The organism is Streptomyces sp. NPDC003032 (assembly GCF_053591415.1).
The window spans coordinates 1-13,408 of sequence record NZ_JBSFTT010000049.1; the positions used below are offsets into that span (position 1 = coordinate 1).

Annotated in this window: 19 protein-coding genes; all 19 read right to left on the reverse strand. The window is 69.2% G+C overall.

The annotated features are described in order from the left end of the window. Window positions 1-305 precede the first annotated feature (305 nt). Window positions 306-566 (reverse strand): hypothetical protein, encoded by a 261-nt coding sequence (locus tag ACWDZ7_RS37680; protein ID WP_451803262.1) that lies wholly within the window; start codon window positions 564-566, stop codon window positions 306-308. Between the two features lie 116 nt (window positions 567-682). Next, complete coding sequence (locus ACWDZ7_RS37685; protein ID WP_451803263.1) at window positions 683-847, reverse strand: hypothetical protein; 165 nt, start codon at window positions 845-847, stop codon at window positions 683-685. Next, a complete protein-coding gene (locus ACWDZ7_RS37690) occupies window positions 847-1,176 on the reverse strand; it encodes a hypothetical protein (protein ID WP_451803264.1) in 330 nt (109 codons plus the stop codon). Before ACWDZ7_RS37690 ends, ACWDZ7_RS37685 begins: the two co-directional genes overlap by 1 nt. A gap of 127 nt (window positions 1,177-1,303) precedes the next feature. After that, window positions 1,304-2,152 (reverse strand): helix-turn-helix domain-containing protein, encoded by an 849-nt coding sequence (locus tag ACWDZ7_RS37695; protein WP_451803265.1) that lies wholly within the window; start codon window positions 2,150-2,152, stop codon window positions 1,304-1,306. Between the two features lie 14 nt (window positions 2,153-2,166). Beyond that, window positions 2,167-2,685: a DUF6879 family protein gene (locus ACWDZ7_RS37700; RefSeq protein ID WP_451803266.1), complete on the reverse strand. Its 519-nt coding sequence runs from the start codon at window positions 2,683-2,685 to the stop codon at window positions 2,167-2,169. Next, complete coding sequence (locus tag ACWDZ7_RS37705; RefSeq protein ID WP_451803267.1) at window positions 2,666-2,938, reverse strand: hypothetical protein; 273 nt, start codon at window positions 2,936-2,938, stop codon at window positions 2,666-2,668. The genes ACWDZ7_RS37700 and ACWDZ7_RS37705 overlap by 20 nt, the downstream gene beginning before the upstream one ends. A gap of 145 nt (window positions 2,939-3,083) precedes the next feature. Next, on the reverse strand, window positions 3,084-3,710 hold the full coding sequence (locus ACWDZ7_RS37710) for a collagen-like protein (protein WP_451803268.1): 627 nt from the start codon (window positions 3,708-3,710) through the stop codon (window positions 3,084-3,086). Then, window positions 3,710-4,024: a hypothetical protein gene (locus ACWDZ7_RS37715; RefSeq protein ID WP_451803269.1), complete on the reverse strand. Its 315-nt coding sequence runs from the start codon at window positions 4,022-4,024 to the stop codon at window positions 3,710-3,712. The genes ACWDZ7_RS37710 and ACWDZ7_RS37715 overlap by 1 nt, the downstream gene beginning before the upstream one ends. Window positions 4,025-4,044: 20 nt before the next feature. Beyond that, window positions 4,045-4,254, reverse strand: a complete 210-nt coding sequence (locus ACWDZ7_RS37720) for a hypothetical protein (RefSeq protein WP_451803270.1) — start codon at window positions 4,252-4,254, stop codon at window positions 4,045-4,047. 8 nt (window positions 4,255-4,262) lie between these two features. Next, window positions 4,263-5,066 carry a LysM peptidoglycan-binding domain-containing protein gene (locus tag ACWDZ7_RS37725; protein ID WP_451803271.1) on the reverse strand — a complete coding sequence of 268 codons (804 nt, stop codon included), beginning with the start codon at window positions 5,064-5,066 and terminating at the stop codon, window positions 4,263-4,265. Beyond that, complete coding sequence (locus ACWDZ7_RS37730; protein WP_451803272.1) at window positions 5,063-5,287, reverse strand: hypothetical protein; 225 nt, start codon at window positions 5,285-5,287, stop codon at window positions 5,063-5,065. The genes ACWDZ7_RS37725 and ACWDZ7_RS37730 overlap by 4 nt, the downstream gene beginning before the upstream one ends. A 66-nt stretch (window positions 5,288-5,353) precedes the next feature. Further along, window positions 5,354-5,884 carry a hypothetical protein gene (locus ACWDZ7_RS37735; RefSeq protein WP_451803273.1) on the reverse strand — a complete coding sequence of 177 codons (531 nt, stop codon included), beginning with the start codon at window positions 5,882-5,884 and terminating at the stop codon, window positions 5,354-5,356. Between the two features lie 8 nt (window positions 5,885-5,892). Beyond that, on the reverse strand, window positions 5,893-8,607 hold the full coding sequence (locus ACWDZ7_RS37740) for an alkaline phosphatase D family protein (RefSeq protein ID WP_451803274.1): 2,715 nt from the start codon (window positions 8,605-8,607) through the stop codon (window positions 5,893-5,895). A gap of 3 nt (window positions 8,608-8,610) precedes the next feature. Next, window positions 8,611-9,987, reverse strand: a complete 1,377-nt coding sequence (locus ACWDZ7_RS37745; RefSeq protein WP_451803275.1) for a hypothetical protein — start codon at window positions 9,985-9,987, stop codon at window positions 8,611-8,613. Window positions 9,988-9,996: 9 nt separating this feature from the next. After that, window positions 9,997-11,904, reverse strand: a complete 1,908-nt coding sequence (locus ACWDZ7_RS37750) for a hypothetical protein (protein ID WP_451803276.1) — start codon at window positions 11,902-11,904, stop codon at window positions 9,997-9,999. Between the two features lie 16 nt (window positions 11,905-11,920). Beyond that, the gene (locus ACWDZ7_RS37755) at window positions 11,921-12,118 is read right to left on the reverse strand and encodes a DUF2949 domain-containing protein (protein WP_451803324.1); all 198 of its coding nucleotides are present in this window, start codon (window positions 12,116-12,118) and stop codon (window positions 11,921-11,923) included. Next, on the reverse strand, window positions 12,067-12,477 hold the full coding sequence (locus ACWDZ7_RS37760) for a hypothetical protein (protein ID WP_451803277.1): 411 nt from the start codon (window positions 12,475-12,477) through the stop codon (window positions 12,067-12,069). The genes ACWDZ7_RS37755 and ACWDZ7_RS37760 overlap by 52 nt, the downstream gene beginning before the upstream one ends. A 10-nt stretch (window positions 12,478-12,487) precedes the next feature. Next, window positions 12,488-12,997 carry a hypothetical protein gene (locus tag ACWDZ7_RS37765; RefSeq protein WP_451803278.1) on the reverse strand — a complete coding sequence of 170 codons (510 nt, stop codon included), beginning with the start codon at window positions 12,995-12,997 and terminating at the stop codon, window positions 12,488-12,490. Next, complete coding sequence (locus ACWDZ7_RS37770) at window positions 12,997-13,407, reverse strand: hypothetical protein (protein WP_451803279.1); 411 nt, start codon at window positions 13,405-13,407, stop codon at window positions 12,997-12,999. The genes ACWDZ7_RS37765 and ACWDZ7_RS37770 overlap by 1 nt, the downstream gene beginning before the upstream one ends. Window position 13,408: the final 1 nt, after the last annotated feature.

Consider the following 13,408-nt stretch of genomic DNA (forward strand, 5'->3'; position numbering starts at 1 on the left):
GACTCATAATCCGTCGGCCGTGGGTTCGAGTCCCACCCGCCCCACCACGGCGTCAGGGCGCAGGAACGATTCCACCTGCGTCAACTGTGCGCCCGCGGCAGTCGCTCTCTTTGCAGCGACACGCCGGAGATCATTAGCTGGCCCCCTGCTGGCCCCAAAGGCTGACGATCATGAGAAGGCCCCGGCCGGGTATCTGCCCGGCCGGGGCCTTCTCGTTTCGGGCGGCTGCCCTGGGAGGCCTCAGGACAGCCGCCCTCTCGCCCGCCGCCCGACCTCTCCAAGCTGGCGGCGGGAGTCCGGGGCAGCTAGCCCGCGGTCTCGCCGCGGGCCTCTGCACGGGCCGCCTTCAGCGCTTCGCTCTCCGGCTGACGCTGGCAGACGCACGGGCACGCTTCCTCGGGTACGAGGTAGAGGAACCCGCCGGCGATGCCGAGGGATGTGCCTTGAGTGCAGGCGTGCGGGCCTGCTGCGTCCGCGGTGAGGAGCTGCCACAGGCACGGCCCGCACGGCACGAGAGCCGGCGGCGGCACTGCGGGGTCGCTCTGCGAGGGGCGGGGTTCCGGCACGGTCGAGCCCTTCCTTCTCTGCTCGAAGATCAGGTGATGGGCGGCCCGCCCCCGGGGTCGGCGACGGGCGGGCCGCCCTGTCCCGGTGCGACCCTCCCCAGGGCCGCACCGGGGGTCTACCGAGGGATACGGATCACGAAGGCGGGTGGCTTCGGGCACTCCTTGTGGATCCAGATGACGGCGCCGCCGGCCGACATGGAGACCTTCACGACGGAAGTGCCCGGCCACTCCTTGGTGATCGGCGCGTCGCAGCGCCAGCAGTACCGGACGCCCTCGCTCATCAGCGCACCATCCGCATGGCCATGCGGAGCGCCGTGCCGTCGGGGCAGCGGGTGAGGTCGTCGGCGCACTGCTCACAGCTCTGCGTGTGGTCGAGCAGCGCCCGGTAGATGTGCGTGTGACCGCAGGAGCGGCAGCAGCGGGGGAACCAGCGTGCTCCGCTGCCGTGCGCGTCCACGTCCCGCGCGCCGAGGTCGACGGCGATGGCCGTGTTGAGGGAGGCCGCACACCAGACGCAGCGCCGGCCGCACACCTGGTCCTCGGCGAGCCCGGCCGGGTCGGGCAGCTGAATGGGCAGCGAGGGCTGTTCTGTGGGATGCGTGATTGACATGCGTACCTCCGCTGGAGAGGGGCTCGGCCGCGAGGAGGGGTGTGTGGTCGAGCGGCGGGCCGCTGCTACGGAACGTAGGCGCGGCCATCCAGCGGGTTCCAGAAAGTTCTACGAGATTCCACGAGATTCAGCCCAGGGCCTGGATCGCCTTCGCAAGCAAGCTGCGAGCCTCCGCCCCGTACACGGCGAGGTCGGCCAACTCCCCGAAGGTTTCCGCGTACACCGCCACCTCGGCGCTCTGCTTGATCGTCAGATAGCCGGTCACCAACTCGATGTTCACCTGGGCGGAGTCGTAGATCCAGAAGCCCTCGACTGGCATCCGCGTCCGGTCTGGGCTCATCGGGATGACGCCGAGGCTGACATTCGGCAGCGAGCCAACCGTGATCAGCTGTCCCAGTTGGCCCGCCATGACGTCGCGGCCGCCCATCCCCGAGCGGAGGACAGACTCTTCGACCAGAAATGCGAAGGTGCGCCCGGTGCTATACAGCACCTGCTGGCGTCTCATCCGCGCTTCAACCGCCGCGTCGACGTCGTCCACGATCACGCGGCGCTGCTGAACGGCACGCAGTACCGCCGTCGTATAGGCGCGGCTCTGGATCAAGCCGGGGACGAACCACGAGGAGTAGGCCCGGAAGCGAGATGTGCGCTCGAAGAGCGGCCGGACGGCTTCCTGCGCCTGGCGGAGGCCCTCGCGCTCCATGCGGTGCCATTCCACGAACATGCCCTCGACGGCGCGCAGCGATTCAACGAGGCCTTTTGCTCGCTCCGGGACGCCGCAGGCCCTGCACCATGCCCGGATGTCCTCTGCGGACGGTGTAGTCGTGCCGTTCTTGAGGCGAGAGACCTTGGAGGGGTACCAGCCCAGCACGGTGGCGAGGGCTGCGCCGGTCAGCTCGGAGTCCCGGAGGATTTCGGCGAGCTGATCGGCGAGATCCTTCCGGGCCTTCTGGGCGCTGGACGATGCCGATGCGGCCATGGAGGTATGCGGGGTCAGGCGGGGCGGTACTGATTGTGGGGGGTGGCCCGGCGCCAGACGGCTGCGAAGGCATCCGCACATGCCTTGGCGAGCGACGGGTCCGAAACGTATTCGCGGCCGTCCTGGGCGAGGTGACCGTCCCCAGTGAAGTGGTGGAACAGCACAGTCTCGTCGTCGAATACCCAGAAGTCCGTGCCGGGGAGCAGCAGGTCCTTGGCACGACGGCGGGGGAGCCAACGCACGTCCTCGCCGGCGGCCAGGTTGGTGAACGTCAGGTCGTATTCGTACCGCGCGTAGTCGCTGATCGGCTCGGACACGATGCGTGCCCTGCGGACCGTCACGCCGCGGGAGGTCGCTTCGGTGACGGCATCGTGCCAGCCTCCCCACCAGCTTGCCCGGTCGCCGGGGTCGAGCCGCTTGCCCTGCTGCCAGGCGATGAACTCGGGGTCGTCGAGCATGTAGCTGTCGCGCAACTCCAGGTGCGCCGCGGTTCGTTGGGCTCGCGCCAGGGCGCTACGAGCTGGTGGCTGCACTTGCTGCCTCTCCGTCGTCGTCTGGGCGTGGGATGTACTTCAGCATGGCCGCGGGCAACCGGATGATCGTTTCGTGGTCCGGCACGTCTGTTGAGTGTCCAGGGATCGACCCGATCTCCTGGCACTCCCGGACCTCTTCCTCTGTCGCCTTGTACGACTGGATCAAGAGATCGCCAGTTTCCTTATGGAGCCAGATGGTTGGGGATTCGTCTGTGGGGGTGTTCGGGATGATCCCCAAGAACTGTAGGGACACGGCGCTCTCCTCTGTCGAGCGGATTCCACGTTGTTGCACGCACCTTCAGCCTGTCGGGGCACCTCGTCAAGACCCCGTCACTCTCCGTGAAGCGTTCGGGCATGGGGAAAGCCCCCTTCCGCCCGAAGGCGGAAGGGGGGCTGTGTCACGGATATTGGCGGCGGGTCGGATCGAGGGCGGCCTGCGGCGCCGGTCTGTCGTCGGGCTCCGGGTCGGGCGCCCCGTCGCGGCGGCACACGAGCGCGTCCGGATCGTCGGCCGGCGCCTGGAGCGAGTAGCCGCTGGGGCAGGTCTGCCCGTCCGTCCCGTCCTTTCCGTTGGCGCCGTCTTTCCCCGCGGGCCCTTCGGGTCCTGCCGGGCCCGGCTCACCTTGCGGTCCCGGTGGGCCTGCGGCGCCGTCCGCGCCCGGGTCGCCATCGGCTCCGGGCTTTCCCACGCCGTCCGCGCCATCGTCCCCCGAGGCGCCGCCCTTACCGTCCTCACCGCCCTTGCCCGGCTTCCCCGAGGCGCCGTCCTTGCCCGGCTCGCCCCGTTCGCCCTTGGGCCCGCGCGGACCGGTGATCGACTCGCCGCGGCTTCCCGGTGGCCCAGCGACAGGCTTCCCCCCAAGCCGCTCAACCTGCGACGCCAGAGCATCCCGCGCCGAGTTGGCGGTGCGCAGATCATGGGACAGCTGAGAGGTCTGCCACCAGATGTACGCGACGAGAAGCGCAAGCAGCGTGCCGAGCAGCAACACGATCGGGTCACGGCGCGGAGGCCGGTGCGCGCTCATCAGGTCGCTCCCCGGTTCGTGTTGTACAGCTGGATGGCGAGGAGGAGCACGGGCACGATCAGCGAGAAGAAGATCAGACGCCGGTCGGCCACCCGCTGACGCTCTTTCTCGGCGATCTGCTCCTCCAGCTTGACGACGCGGGAGACGAGGGTGGTGTGCCGCTCGTCCTGCGCCTCCTGGCCCATGCGCAGGATCTCGCCGTCCACCTTCTGGTTGACGAGCGCGACGACTCCGTGGATGTCCTCCTTCAGGTCCTGGCGGACATCCTCCAGGCGGCGGACGACTTCCCCGGTTGTCCACTGCTCGTCAGCCACGTGTGCGGCCTCCAGTCAGGTCAGATCGAGATGGGGCCGGACCCGACCGGGCCTGTGCTGCTCGGCTTGTTGGGCACGGCGTAGGTGATGCCCCACGCGCCGAGGACGGCGAGGACGATCGTGACGATCTCGCCGGTGACGAGTGCGCCGTCCTGTGTGGCGGCGACGGCGGCAGCGGAGCCCGCGGCGACACCGGCGACGAGGGACTTGGCGAAGCTGGAGATACGCATGGGGGTCCTCACTTCTTGGGGAGCTTGAGGGTCTGGCCGACGCGGATGTCGTCGGGGTTCTTGAGGTCGTTGAGGTCGGCGATCTGGCGCCAGCGGTTGCCGTCGCCGAGCTGGCTGGCAGCGATGGACCAGAGGGTGTCGCCCTTGCGGACGGTGTAGGTGCTGGCCGTCACGCCCTCGGCGTGCTCCAGGACCCGGGCGAAGTCGATATCACCAGGGTCACCGTGAGAGTTCTCCGGGACGTGCTGGTGGCCGAGCCACCCGTAGTACCGCGTCCACGCCGCGCCGCTCAGGCGTACCCCGTTCGCGCCGTAGCTGCCGCCGACCTGGCCCTTCTTGTAGGGCTTCCACTTCACCGTCGACTGCATGGGGATACCGTGCTTGGCGTGGCACCAGCGCACGAACTTGCCCAGCTCGGCGAGCGCCCAGTCCGGGGCGTCCGGCCAGAACAGGTAGTCGACGCCGGCCTTCTTCCCGGCCCATGTCGTGGCGTTCCGCTCGTCGCACGTGCCGACCAGCTCGACCTGTACGGCGTTGAGGGTGTTGGTCTCCACTCCGCCACGCGCGTTCACCAGCGCGCGCGAGGACACGTCGAAGTCGAAGTGCTGGTACCAGCGCAGCCGCCGGTTCTTGATGTCCGGCAGGGCGGTGAAGTTCGGGGCGTCCAGGCCGCCCCGGTAGCCGGGCACCGTCCGGCCCTCGGTGGTGTGGAGGACGCCGACGTTCGACTCCATCGCCGAGCCGCCCACGTTGTCCTGATACCAGTGGGCGCCGGTCATCGCGCCGGGATACCGCTGCGGTCCGCTCTTCATCGGCTCTGCCCTTCAGGGAGGGCAGCCCGCACGGCTGCGTCCTTGGCCTCAAGCAGCTTGCGCAGCGCCACGGTCAGCTCGGGGCCGTCCAAGTCGCTGCGTGCAGCGAGGTCGACCGCCAGGTCCTCGAAGCAGTCGGCGACCGCGGCCAGGTGTGCGGGCAGGTGGGTGCTGTCGAAGTACCGCAGCACGTTGCGCACCGCGGGGTGGTACTCAGCCATGAGCCCTCCAGGACATGAGAAAAGCCCCGGCCAGGAGGCTCGGGGCGGGTGAGAAAGAGGGAGCGGTCAGGCGATGCGGTAATACATCAGCCGGGTCTGGTTGCCGCCGCGCAGGATGGTCTGTCCGGCGTCGCTGGTGTTCTGCGAGAACTGCATGGTCACCGTGCTGATGGTGCCGTCCGTCGCGAACGTTCCCCGGTCGTAGGCGGAGTGGAAGTTGCCCGGCGGGGAGGTGGCGTCGGTGCCTCCCGCGATCCTCGTCGTCGTGTTCGCCGGTCGGCGCAGGATGATGTCGGAGCCGAGGTTGAGGCTCGTGGTGCCCGCGGTGGCGGCGTAGGCGGCGGTGAAGGAGCACATCGTGGCGCCGGCGGCGTTCCATGACCATTTGAAGTCGGCGGCGGCGATCGCCGAGTAGGAGATCAGCAGCTCGTACCAGTACATCGCGTTGGGCTCTGGGGTGAACGTGATCTCGGAGTTGACCAGCGTGGTGGAGCTGGTGACGATCTGGTCGTTCTCCTGCTGGACCAGGCGCGGGTTGCGGGCGTTCATGCCGTCGGCGGTCATCGCCTGCCCGGCAAACCACTGGGGGATCGACACGGGGCCTCCTAGAGCGCGACGACAGCGGGCTGGGCGAGCAACACGGCGGTGTGGGCCGTCTGCGCTTTGGTGACGGTGTTGATGCTGCGCTGCACGGTCATGCGCTGGGGGGTGGTGATCTCGAAGTTGTCGTAGGACACGGCCAGGGGCAGGGGGTTGGTGTTCGCCGGCGACAGGATGGTGCGCACGCCGACCGATCCGGCGGCCGTCAGGACCGCGTCCGCGGCTTCCACGTGCCAGCCGTCGGGCTCGGCCAGGCCCCGCGGCCAGGCCTTGGCGCGCAGTGTGGAGCCATCGAGCTGGAAGCGGATGGTGTAGAAGGCGGCCGCGGTGTGCTTGCCGGGCACGGTCACCGTGACCAGGTCGGTCAGCGTGCCGCCGACCCGCTTCTGGAGGACCAGCTCCAAGGTCTGAGAGGTTGTGAACCCCAGACGGGCGGCGTAGTGGTTGCTGCCGTCCAGCCAGCGCGCGGCCAGGTGCAGATACTGCGCGCCGCCGGCGGCCAGGACGGGCGTGGAGCCCTCCACCCGCACGTCGAGGTCCGGGGACGGCGCGGTGAGCATCGTGCTGCGGGAGACGTTGAGGCTGCCCATGGAGTGCAGGCCGACGCTGCCGTTGGTGGAGTAGTCGGAGGTACTGCCGCCCGTGGACGTCCATGCCTGTCCCGCAGTCGAGCTGCCCCACCCGTTGGCGGTGGTGCGGGTGAACGCATCCCACGCCGCCGGGGCGCACGCGCTCACGCGGGCGATCTCCCCGCCCAGGCGCACGTCGAAGGGGAAGTGTGCTGGCTGCAGTGCGGGGGCCCCGGCGGGTCCGGTGGAGATGATCCATGGCGCCCGGGTGAACCGGCCCTCGGGCGGGGTGTGGACGAGCAGCTCGGTGGCGGCGTTGGTGATGGCGGACACCAGGTGTGAGCCGCTGGTGTCCAGCCGGTTGGGCCGGTTGGGGCCCGCGGTCGAGGCATCCCCCGGGGGCAGCTGCGCGACGTTCCAGGTCGAGCCCGGAGAGGCGTTCAGCTCGACATTCCAGTCGTAGAGCCCGATCGTCTCGGTGCCGCCCTCGGCGATGAGCTGGATCTGGTCGGGGGGCAGCCACGGCGGGGGGTTGGCGATGGTCAGCCGGTCTCCGAGGCTGAGCCCGGCCACCTGGTCGGCCAGGTCCGGGTTGGCGGCCAGGTCGATGTGAACGAGCGGATAGCGGGCCTCATCGACGGTGCCGAGATGGACGCGCCACCCGGCCTGGTCGGCGAGCTGCTCGTCACGGGCGACGTTGACGGTGACGCCCTCGTCGTAGACGCCGACACCGTCGGGGTCTACGGCCGGGTCGTTGATGTTGAGCGGCCCAGTCTGCTTGGCGTAGTGCGCCTCCCCGCCGTCCTCGCGCTTGGCGGTGACATCGTTACGCAGGCCCTGGTCGTCGTCGGTGGGCTCCAGGGGCGGGGAGACGTGCCCGGCGGTGTAGCTGAGGGCGAGTACCGGCGAGCCGACGTGCACGTAGGCGGTGTGGCTCATCAGGACGGCGCCGTCCTTGTAGCCGGTGCCGGTCAGGGCGATGGTGTGCCCGTTGTCCTGCACGCGCATCGTGCCGTACTGGCGCCGCCCTGCCACCGATCCGATGTCGTACTCGGCCCCCGTGGACCAGGAGCCCGCATCCAGGGAGGCGAACATGAACATCGGGAAGCGGCCGACGGGGTTGTTCGGTCCGGAGCAGATCGAGGTGGCGTGCATGTCCGCCGTCATGAAGATCATGCGGTCCAGCCAGCCCAGGTCACCGAAGAGCTGCACCATCTCGGCGCGCTCGTAGGCGAATGACTCCCACGTGTCCGAGCCGCCCAGCCAGCGCGAGGGACACTGCCACACCAGCGCCTCGGCGGAGGTCGAGGCGAGCAGGGCCTCCATCCACGCCTTCTGTGCCGAGCCGAGCATCGTCTTGGCGGGGGTGACGGGGTCACCGTTGGGGTCGCGGTAGGAGCGCACATCGGAGGCGATGTACAGGACGCGGCCCACCTGCCAGGACTGCCAGATGCCCGCGGCGTCGGCGAGCGGGTAGTGCGGCACCCACTCGCGGTACACCTGCTGCGCGGCGGGCCTGGAGGCGCTGGTGCGGTCGCTGTTGTTGGGCCCGAAGTCGTGGTCGTCCCACACGTAGGTGGAGGCCACGGAGCGGAAGAAATCCGACTGGCGGAAGTTGCCCACGACCGGGCCGTAGTTCATGTTCTCGAAGTAGGCGGTGCGGAACGCGGCGACGGAGTTGGTTGCGATGTTGCGGTAGTGCAGGTCTCCGAGGTGGGAGAACCACAGCCACTGCTCGGCGTCGCCCTGGACGCGCATGGTGTCGAAGACGGGGCTGTTGCTGACGGCGTTGGTGATGTCCCCGTCGTAGCCGTCGCCGGTCAGGCCCGCGTCACCGGCCGCGCCGAAAATGTACGAGAGGGGCTCGCCGGCGGGGCCGGGGTGGGTGAGGAAGTGCGCTTTGAAGCTGATGTTGAGGTCTCCGTCATCGACAACAGCCCAGTACCGGGTGTTCGATGACAGGCCGCTCATGTTGAACGTCAGGACGTTGTCGGCGCCGGAGGCGACCGGCCCGAAGGTGGCGGGTGCGGTCATGGCCTCGTTGTCGGCGACCAGCAGCGTCCCGGAACCGGCGGCCGTCAGCCGGGCCTTGAGCTGGGCGGTGGTGGCGGTGGACGCGCCGGTCCACACCGAGGACACGTTCAGCGCCATGGCTCACATCCCTTGGTTGTACTTCGATTTCTGCGTCCGGTAGGCGAGCCCGGCGGCGTCCCGGGATTCGTAGATGACGCCGCCGTCCACGTCGGCCGCGCTCTGCAGCAGGTCCAGGAATGCGCCGGGCCGCTGGGGGCCCATCTGTGGCGTCTGGTCGAGGTTCCCGACGACCTGCAGGGGCACGTTCTGTTCGGCACACAGCCGCTCGATGCGCCGCCCGGCCAGCTCGCGGTCGTAGCCCTTGGCCGCGCGCCAGGTGTCGGCTGCGGAGGGCGGGCTGGGGCCCCAGTAGGTGATGTGGCCCAGACCCATCGCGTTGGTGGTGACGCCGCCGCCATCGACCGTGCCCCACCGGTAGTTGACGGTGCGGATGGCCCGGTGCTTCACCGCGTAGGTGCCGCTGGCCGCCAGGGCGCCGTCGTAGTACAGCTCCCAGTCGATGCCGCCGGCGCCGTCATCGGAGGTGGTGAGGCGGATCTGGTGCATGGCGTCGTTCATCAGGTCGGCCGGGGCGACGTTGGCGAGGAACGCGGTGCTGGCCGCCGTCTCGCCCCGGCTGGTGACCATCAGCCGGATGGCATTGGCCGTGACGTTCGTGGTGATCGTCCACTGGATCTGGTTGTCGGAGTCGAGGCGGGGGCCGTTGTCCCAGATTTCGAAGCTGTTGGCGTAGCCCAGGCCGCCCCCGGAGAACACGTGATCCACCGACCAGGCCAGGAGCGCGCGCGGCGGGACGTAGGCGGTGATGCGCCCGATCGTCTCGTCGGGCAGTTCCACCACCGGCTCCAGCCACGGCGCCAGGGAGCCTTTCCCCCACGCCGGCTGGCCCTGGTAGAAGGACCCGGCTTCGCCGATCGCCCGCATCGGCTGGCTGCCCTGCACGACTTCGGTGCCGTGGCGGGCGTCCTCGCCGTCGGTGAGCGGCCAGTGCGCCAGGGGACTGTGGCGGTCGATGTGGCGCCGCAGGCTGTCGCGGGCGGATGGCGTGCCCTGCTTCAGACGCCGGGTGATCCCGTTGGCCTGCACGCCGGTGTAGACGTCCTTGCCGGAGACGTCCCAGCGGGTCGGCCAGCTGGAGACGTGGCCGTCGAAGCGGGTGGAGACCAGGCCGGTGGGTGTGGTGACGCGGATCCGGATGGGCGTGTTGCGGCCGAGCTGCCCGTAGTAGGGGCTGCCCGGGTTCTTCGGGCTGTACTTGCCCAGCCGGTTGTTGATCGTCAGGGGGCATTTGCTGGTGTCGGCCTTGGCCGCCTCGTCCTGGCGCCCCCACGTGATCTGGATCGGGTTGCGCAGGTAGACATCCGAGGTGATGTCGACCCAGACACCGCCGAGCTGCAGCTCGATGGTGACCACCAGCGGGTCCCGGGGGAATGCCACGGCCGCCCCCTACCCTCTGCCGAAGGCGGACTGGACGTCGCCGCCGCCCTCGACCCGCACCATCTTGCGGAACAGGCGCAGCAGTTCGTCGTAGGCACCGCTGGTATCGATCCGCACGGTGATGGTGCCGCCGCCCCCGCCTGCGCGTGACAAGGGGGTGACGCCCGCACCGCGGGGCAGGGACAGCAGCTCCGGGCCGCGCTCGCCGACCATGGCCATACCGGCCCGGTTGACCAGGCCGCCCTTGGCCAGGTAGGGGATGTTCGGCGTACCGATGGTCACCTTGGGGACATCCACGCCCATGAAGCTGCCGCCGCCGATGCTGAAGGAGAAGTTGTTCCACTTCCCGATCACCCAGTTGATCGCCGACTTGAACGCGGTCCTCACTCCGGAGAACAGGCCGCTGGCCTTCTTGGCCAGCCGCCCCGGCAGCGTGGCGAAGAAGCCGACGAAGTCGTTGAACTTGCCGCGCACCGAACTGATGGTCCCGCTGACCACGGAACGGATCTGTGAGCCAGCGGACGTGAAGGCGCCGACGATCCTTTCCCGCACCACGCCCGCCGCACCGGGGATGGTCTGGGTGAAGAAGCGGCCGATGGGCAAAAACACGCGATCACGCATGAACGTCCACGCCGACCACAGACCGGATTTGATGCCCGACCAGGCCACGCGCCAGGCGGTCTGAAACCACGTCGTCTTGGTCGCGATGAGCACCACCGCGGCAACCAGCGCGACGATGCCCACAATGATCCACGTGACCGGGGAGGCCCAGATCGCGCTGTTGAGGACCCACTGCGCCGCGGCCCACAGAGCGGTTCCGGTACGGACCGCGGCCATGCGCACGTAGTACGCCGTCAGGGCCAGGGTGTTGCCCTGGATGGCTGCGGCGTTCACCGCGGTCAGACCGGTGTTGATGCCGATCACGAGGTTGTAGCCGATCATCCCGAGCTTGGCGCCCACCAGGGCCGCCGCGAACGCAGCGAGCACCGGAGTGGGTACGGCGTTGATGAGCTGGGCAAGGCCGGTCGCCAGCGTCGCCGTAGTGCCGATCAGCGGCGAAACGGCCACCAGCAGGTTCACGGCGGCCGTGCCGAGCGTCGCCAGGGTCTCACCGCCCTGGTCGGCCATGTTCAGGAACTGGGCGAAGCCCTCGGAGTCCTTCAGGCCGGACCCGAAGGAGGCGAAGCCCTCGGACATCTTCACCAGGCCGCCGCTCATGCCGTCCGAGGTCGGCAGGAAAGCCTGCAGCAGCCCGGCAAAGCCGACGGCGAGATTTTTGACGATGGCCAGGAAGCCCGTCAGAGCGGGGCCGGCCGCTGCGGACATGTCCGCGGCCCAGCTCTTGAAGCCCGCGGACTTCACGCCGACGGCCACCTCGTCCAGGAACCCTCCGAACGCCTTCGCGGCAGCCTGCACGAACGGAGTCAGCATGGGCAGCAGATCCCTCAGGATCCCGATGCCCTTGGTGAAGACGGGCATCGTGCTGGCCGACATCTCATCCGACCAGGACGCGAAGTCCGTCTTCAGGCCGATGAACGCCTTGGCGGTGTCCCGAGTGGCGGGCGTCATGTCCGCCAGGGACGCCTCGTATGCCTTCTGCGCCTCCACGGCCGCCTCGCCGCCCTTGGCCGCAGCATCCTGGGCCGCGCTGTACAGCTCCCACGATTCGGTGACCTCGGCGAGCTGCGGGCCGGCCGCGGCGTTGAAGGCCTTCACCGCGAGACCGGCGGCCACCGCACTTGAGGCGAGGGCGGCACCGCCCGCCACGGCCGCCGCCAGGCCGGGCAGAGCGATCCCGACACCGGCGAGCTTCCCGGCGGCCGTGCCGACAGCGCCCAGCTTCGCGCGCAGCTCTGCGAGCTCGGGGGATGCCTCGTCGCGTGCGACGAGGTTGAACACCAGGGAGGTGTCGCTCATGGCACCTCCCTGATCGTCAGTTCTTCACTTTTGAGTGCGCCTCGTCCTGCGCCTTCTCGTAGGCGTCGAGCCAGTCGAGGATGTGGTCACACTGCTCGACGGTCATCAGGCCCCACTGCCAGGGCCGGATGCCGAGCAGGTGCGCCGCGTCGCCCAGCCGCCTTAGCCGGCGACGGGCAGACTCGCTTTTCCCTCGTCCTCCGGATCCTCGAATGCCTCGGCGATCTCACTGTCCAGCTGCGCGAGGGCGGCGGCCAGCTCATCGCCGTGCAGGGACTCGGCGACCTGTGTGCGCATCTCCCGCAGCTCACCGGCGGAGTAGGACAGCTCCAGCTCGTCCCAGGCGAACTGGACGTCCTCGTACCGGGTTTTGGGGTGATCGCGGCGCAGGAAGACGTACAGCAGCGCGCGGCGGCACAGGCTGTTGCCCTTCAGTACGCGGGTAGTGAACTCGGCGAAGTCGTAGCCCGTGCGCCGCTCGATGTCCTCCCGCTCCGGGGTCATCAGCTTCTTGGGGTTGTACTTCCAGCGCTGGGGCTCCTCGGAGCCCTCAGGCGTGTAGACCAGGTACACCGTGTTCCTCCTATCGGACCCGGGACGCGATGCGCTGGGCCATGTTGTGCATGGCGGCCTCGACCGCCTCCTTGTAGAGGCCTTCGCGGCCCTGGAACGAGCGGTCGAACCAGCCGAGTTTGCCGCGCTGCTGTACCCACACTTCGCGGTCGCCGAAGACGGGGTGGCGCCAGCCGGAGGCGCGGTTGGTGCGCTTGGGGGCGTTGGGAAAGCCGCGCACGTTGCGGGTCTTGAATGCCTTCACGCGGGCGCCCGTCCAGCGGCCGCCCAGCTTCACCTCGGGCCTGATCTTGCGGGCGATCGAGGAGCGCAGGGCCGGGCGGGTCGGCAGGCCGCCGGCGGAGACCATGCCCATGACGCTGGCTTTGGCGTGCTCCGCCCCGGGCCGCAGGGCGTCGCGCAGGTTCCGTGCGAGCTCCTTGCGCAGTTCCTTGCCGTCCTCCTCGGCGCGGATCGCGCGGGCCAAGGCGTCCAGGCCTTCGTGTGTGCAGCGCAGTTCGAACGGCGGGCCCCCGGCCATCAGGCGGTGGCCCGGGTGACGGCTCCCGAGGTGGGGTAGCCGACCGAGACGGACGCCTCATCGCCGACGGATCCCTCGATGGGGTTCCAGCCGTTGATGAGCACGCTGCCGGTGTACTTGGGGTTGGAGGTGCCGACCGCGGCCTGGGAGAGCCGCACCTCGAAGGGGACGACCGTGCCGAGCAGCGGCCACATGATCGAGTCGATCTTTGTCGCGGCGACGTCCTGGAGGAACTCCAGGCCGAGCTCACCGGACTTCAGACCGCCCAGGAGTTCTTTCCAGCCCTGGGAGGCGTAGGTCGTGACGTCCTTGTCCTCGACCTCGGCGGACACTTCCGCCTTGCGGCAGTACTCGGTCAGTTCGATGCCGTTGAGGCTGACGTACTCCGCCAGCAGAACCATCTTGGGCATG

Bases quoted from the DNA above. Each gene is read 5' to 3' on its own strand.
- ACWDZ7_RS37685 (WP_451803263.1), bottom strand. From the start codon at position 847: ATGAGCGAGGGCGTCCGGTACTGCTGGCGCTGCGACGCGCCGATCACC.
- ACWDZ7_RS37690 (WP_451803264.1), bottom strand. From the start codon at position 1,176: ATGTCAATCACGCATCCCACAGAACAGCCCTCGCTGCCCATTCAGCTG.
- ACWDZ7_RS37695 (WP_451803265.1), bottom strand. From the start codon at position 2,152: ATGGCCGCATCGGCATCGTCCAGCGCCCAGAAGGCCCGGAAGGATCTC.
- ACWDZ7_RS37710 (WP_451803268.1), bottom strand. From the start codon at position 3,710: ATGAGCGCGCACCGGCCTCCGCGCCGTGACCCGATCGTGTTGCTGCTC.
- ACWDZ7_RS37720 (WP_451803270.1), bottom strand. From the start codon at position 4,254: ATGCGTATCTCCAGCTTCGCCAAGTCCCTCGTCGCCGGTGTCGCCGCG.
- ACWDZ7_RS37725 (WP_451803271.1), bottom strand. From the start codon at position 5,066: ATGAAGAGCGGACCGCAGCGGTATCCCGGCGCGATGACCGGCGCCCAC.
- ACWDZ7_RS37730 (WP_451803272.1), bottom strand. From the start codon at position 5,287: ATGGCTGAGTACCACCCCGCGGTGCGCAACGTGCTGCGGTACTTCGAC.
- ACWDZ7_RS37740 (WP_451803274.1), bottom strand. From the start codon at position 8,607: ATGGCGCTGAACGTGTCCTCGGTGTGGACCGGCGCGTCCACCGCCACC.
- ACWDZ7_RS37750 (WP_451803276.1), bottom strand. From the start codon at position 11,904: ATGAGCGACACCTCCCTGGTGTTCAACCTCGTCGCACGCGACGAGGCA.
- ACWDZ7_RS37765 (WP_451803278.1), bottom strand. From the start codon at position 12,997: ATGGCCGGGGGCCCGCCGTTCGAACTGCGCTGCACACACGAAGGCCTG.
- ACWDZ7_RS37770 (WP_451803279.1), bottom strand. From the start codon at position 13,407: ATGCCCAAGATGGTTCTGCTGGCGGAGTACGTCAGCCTCAACGGCATC.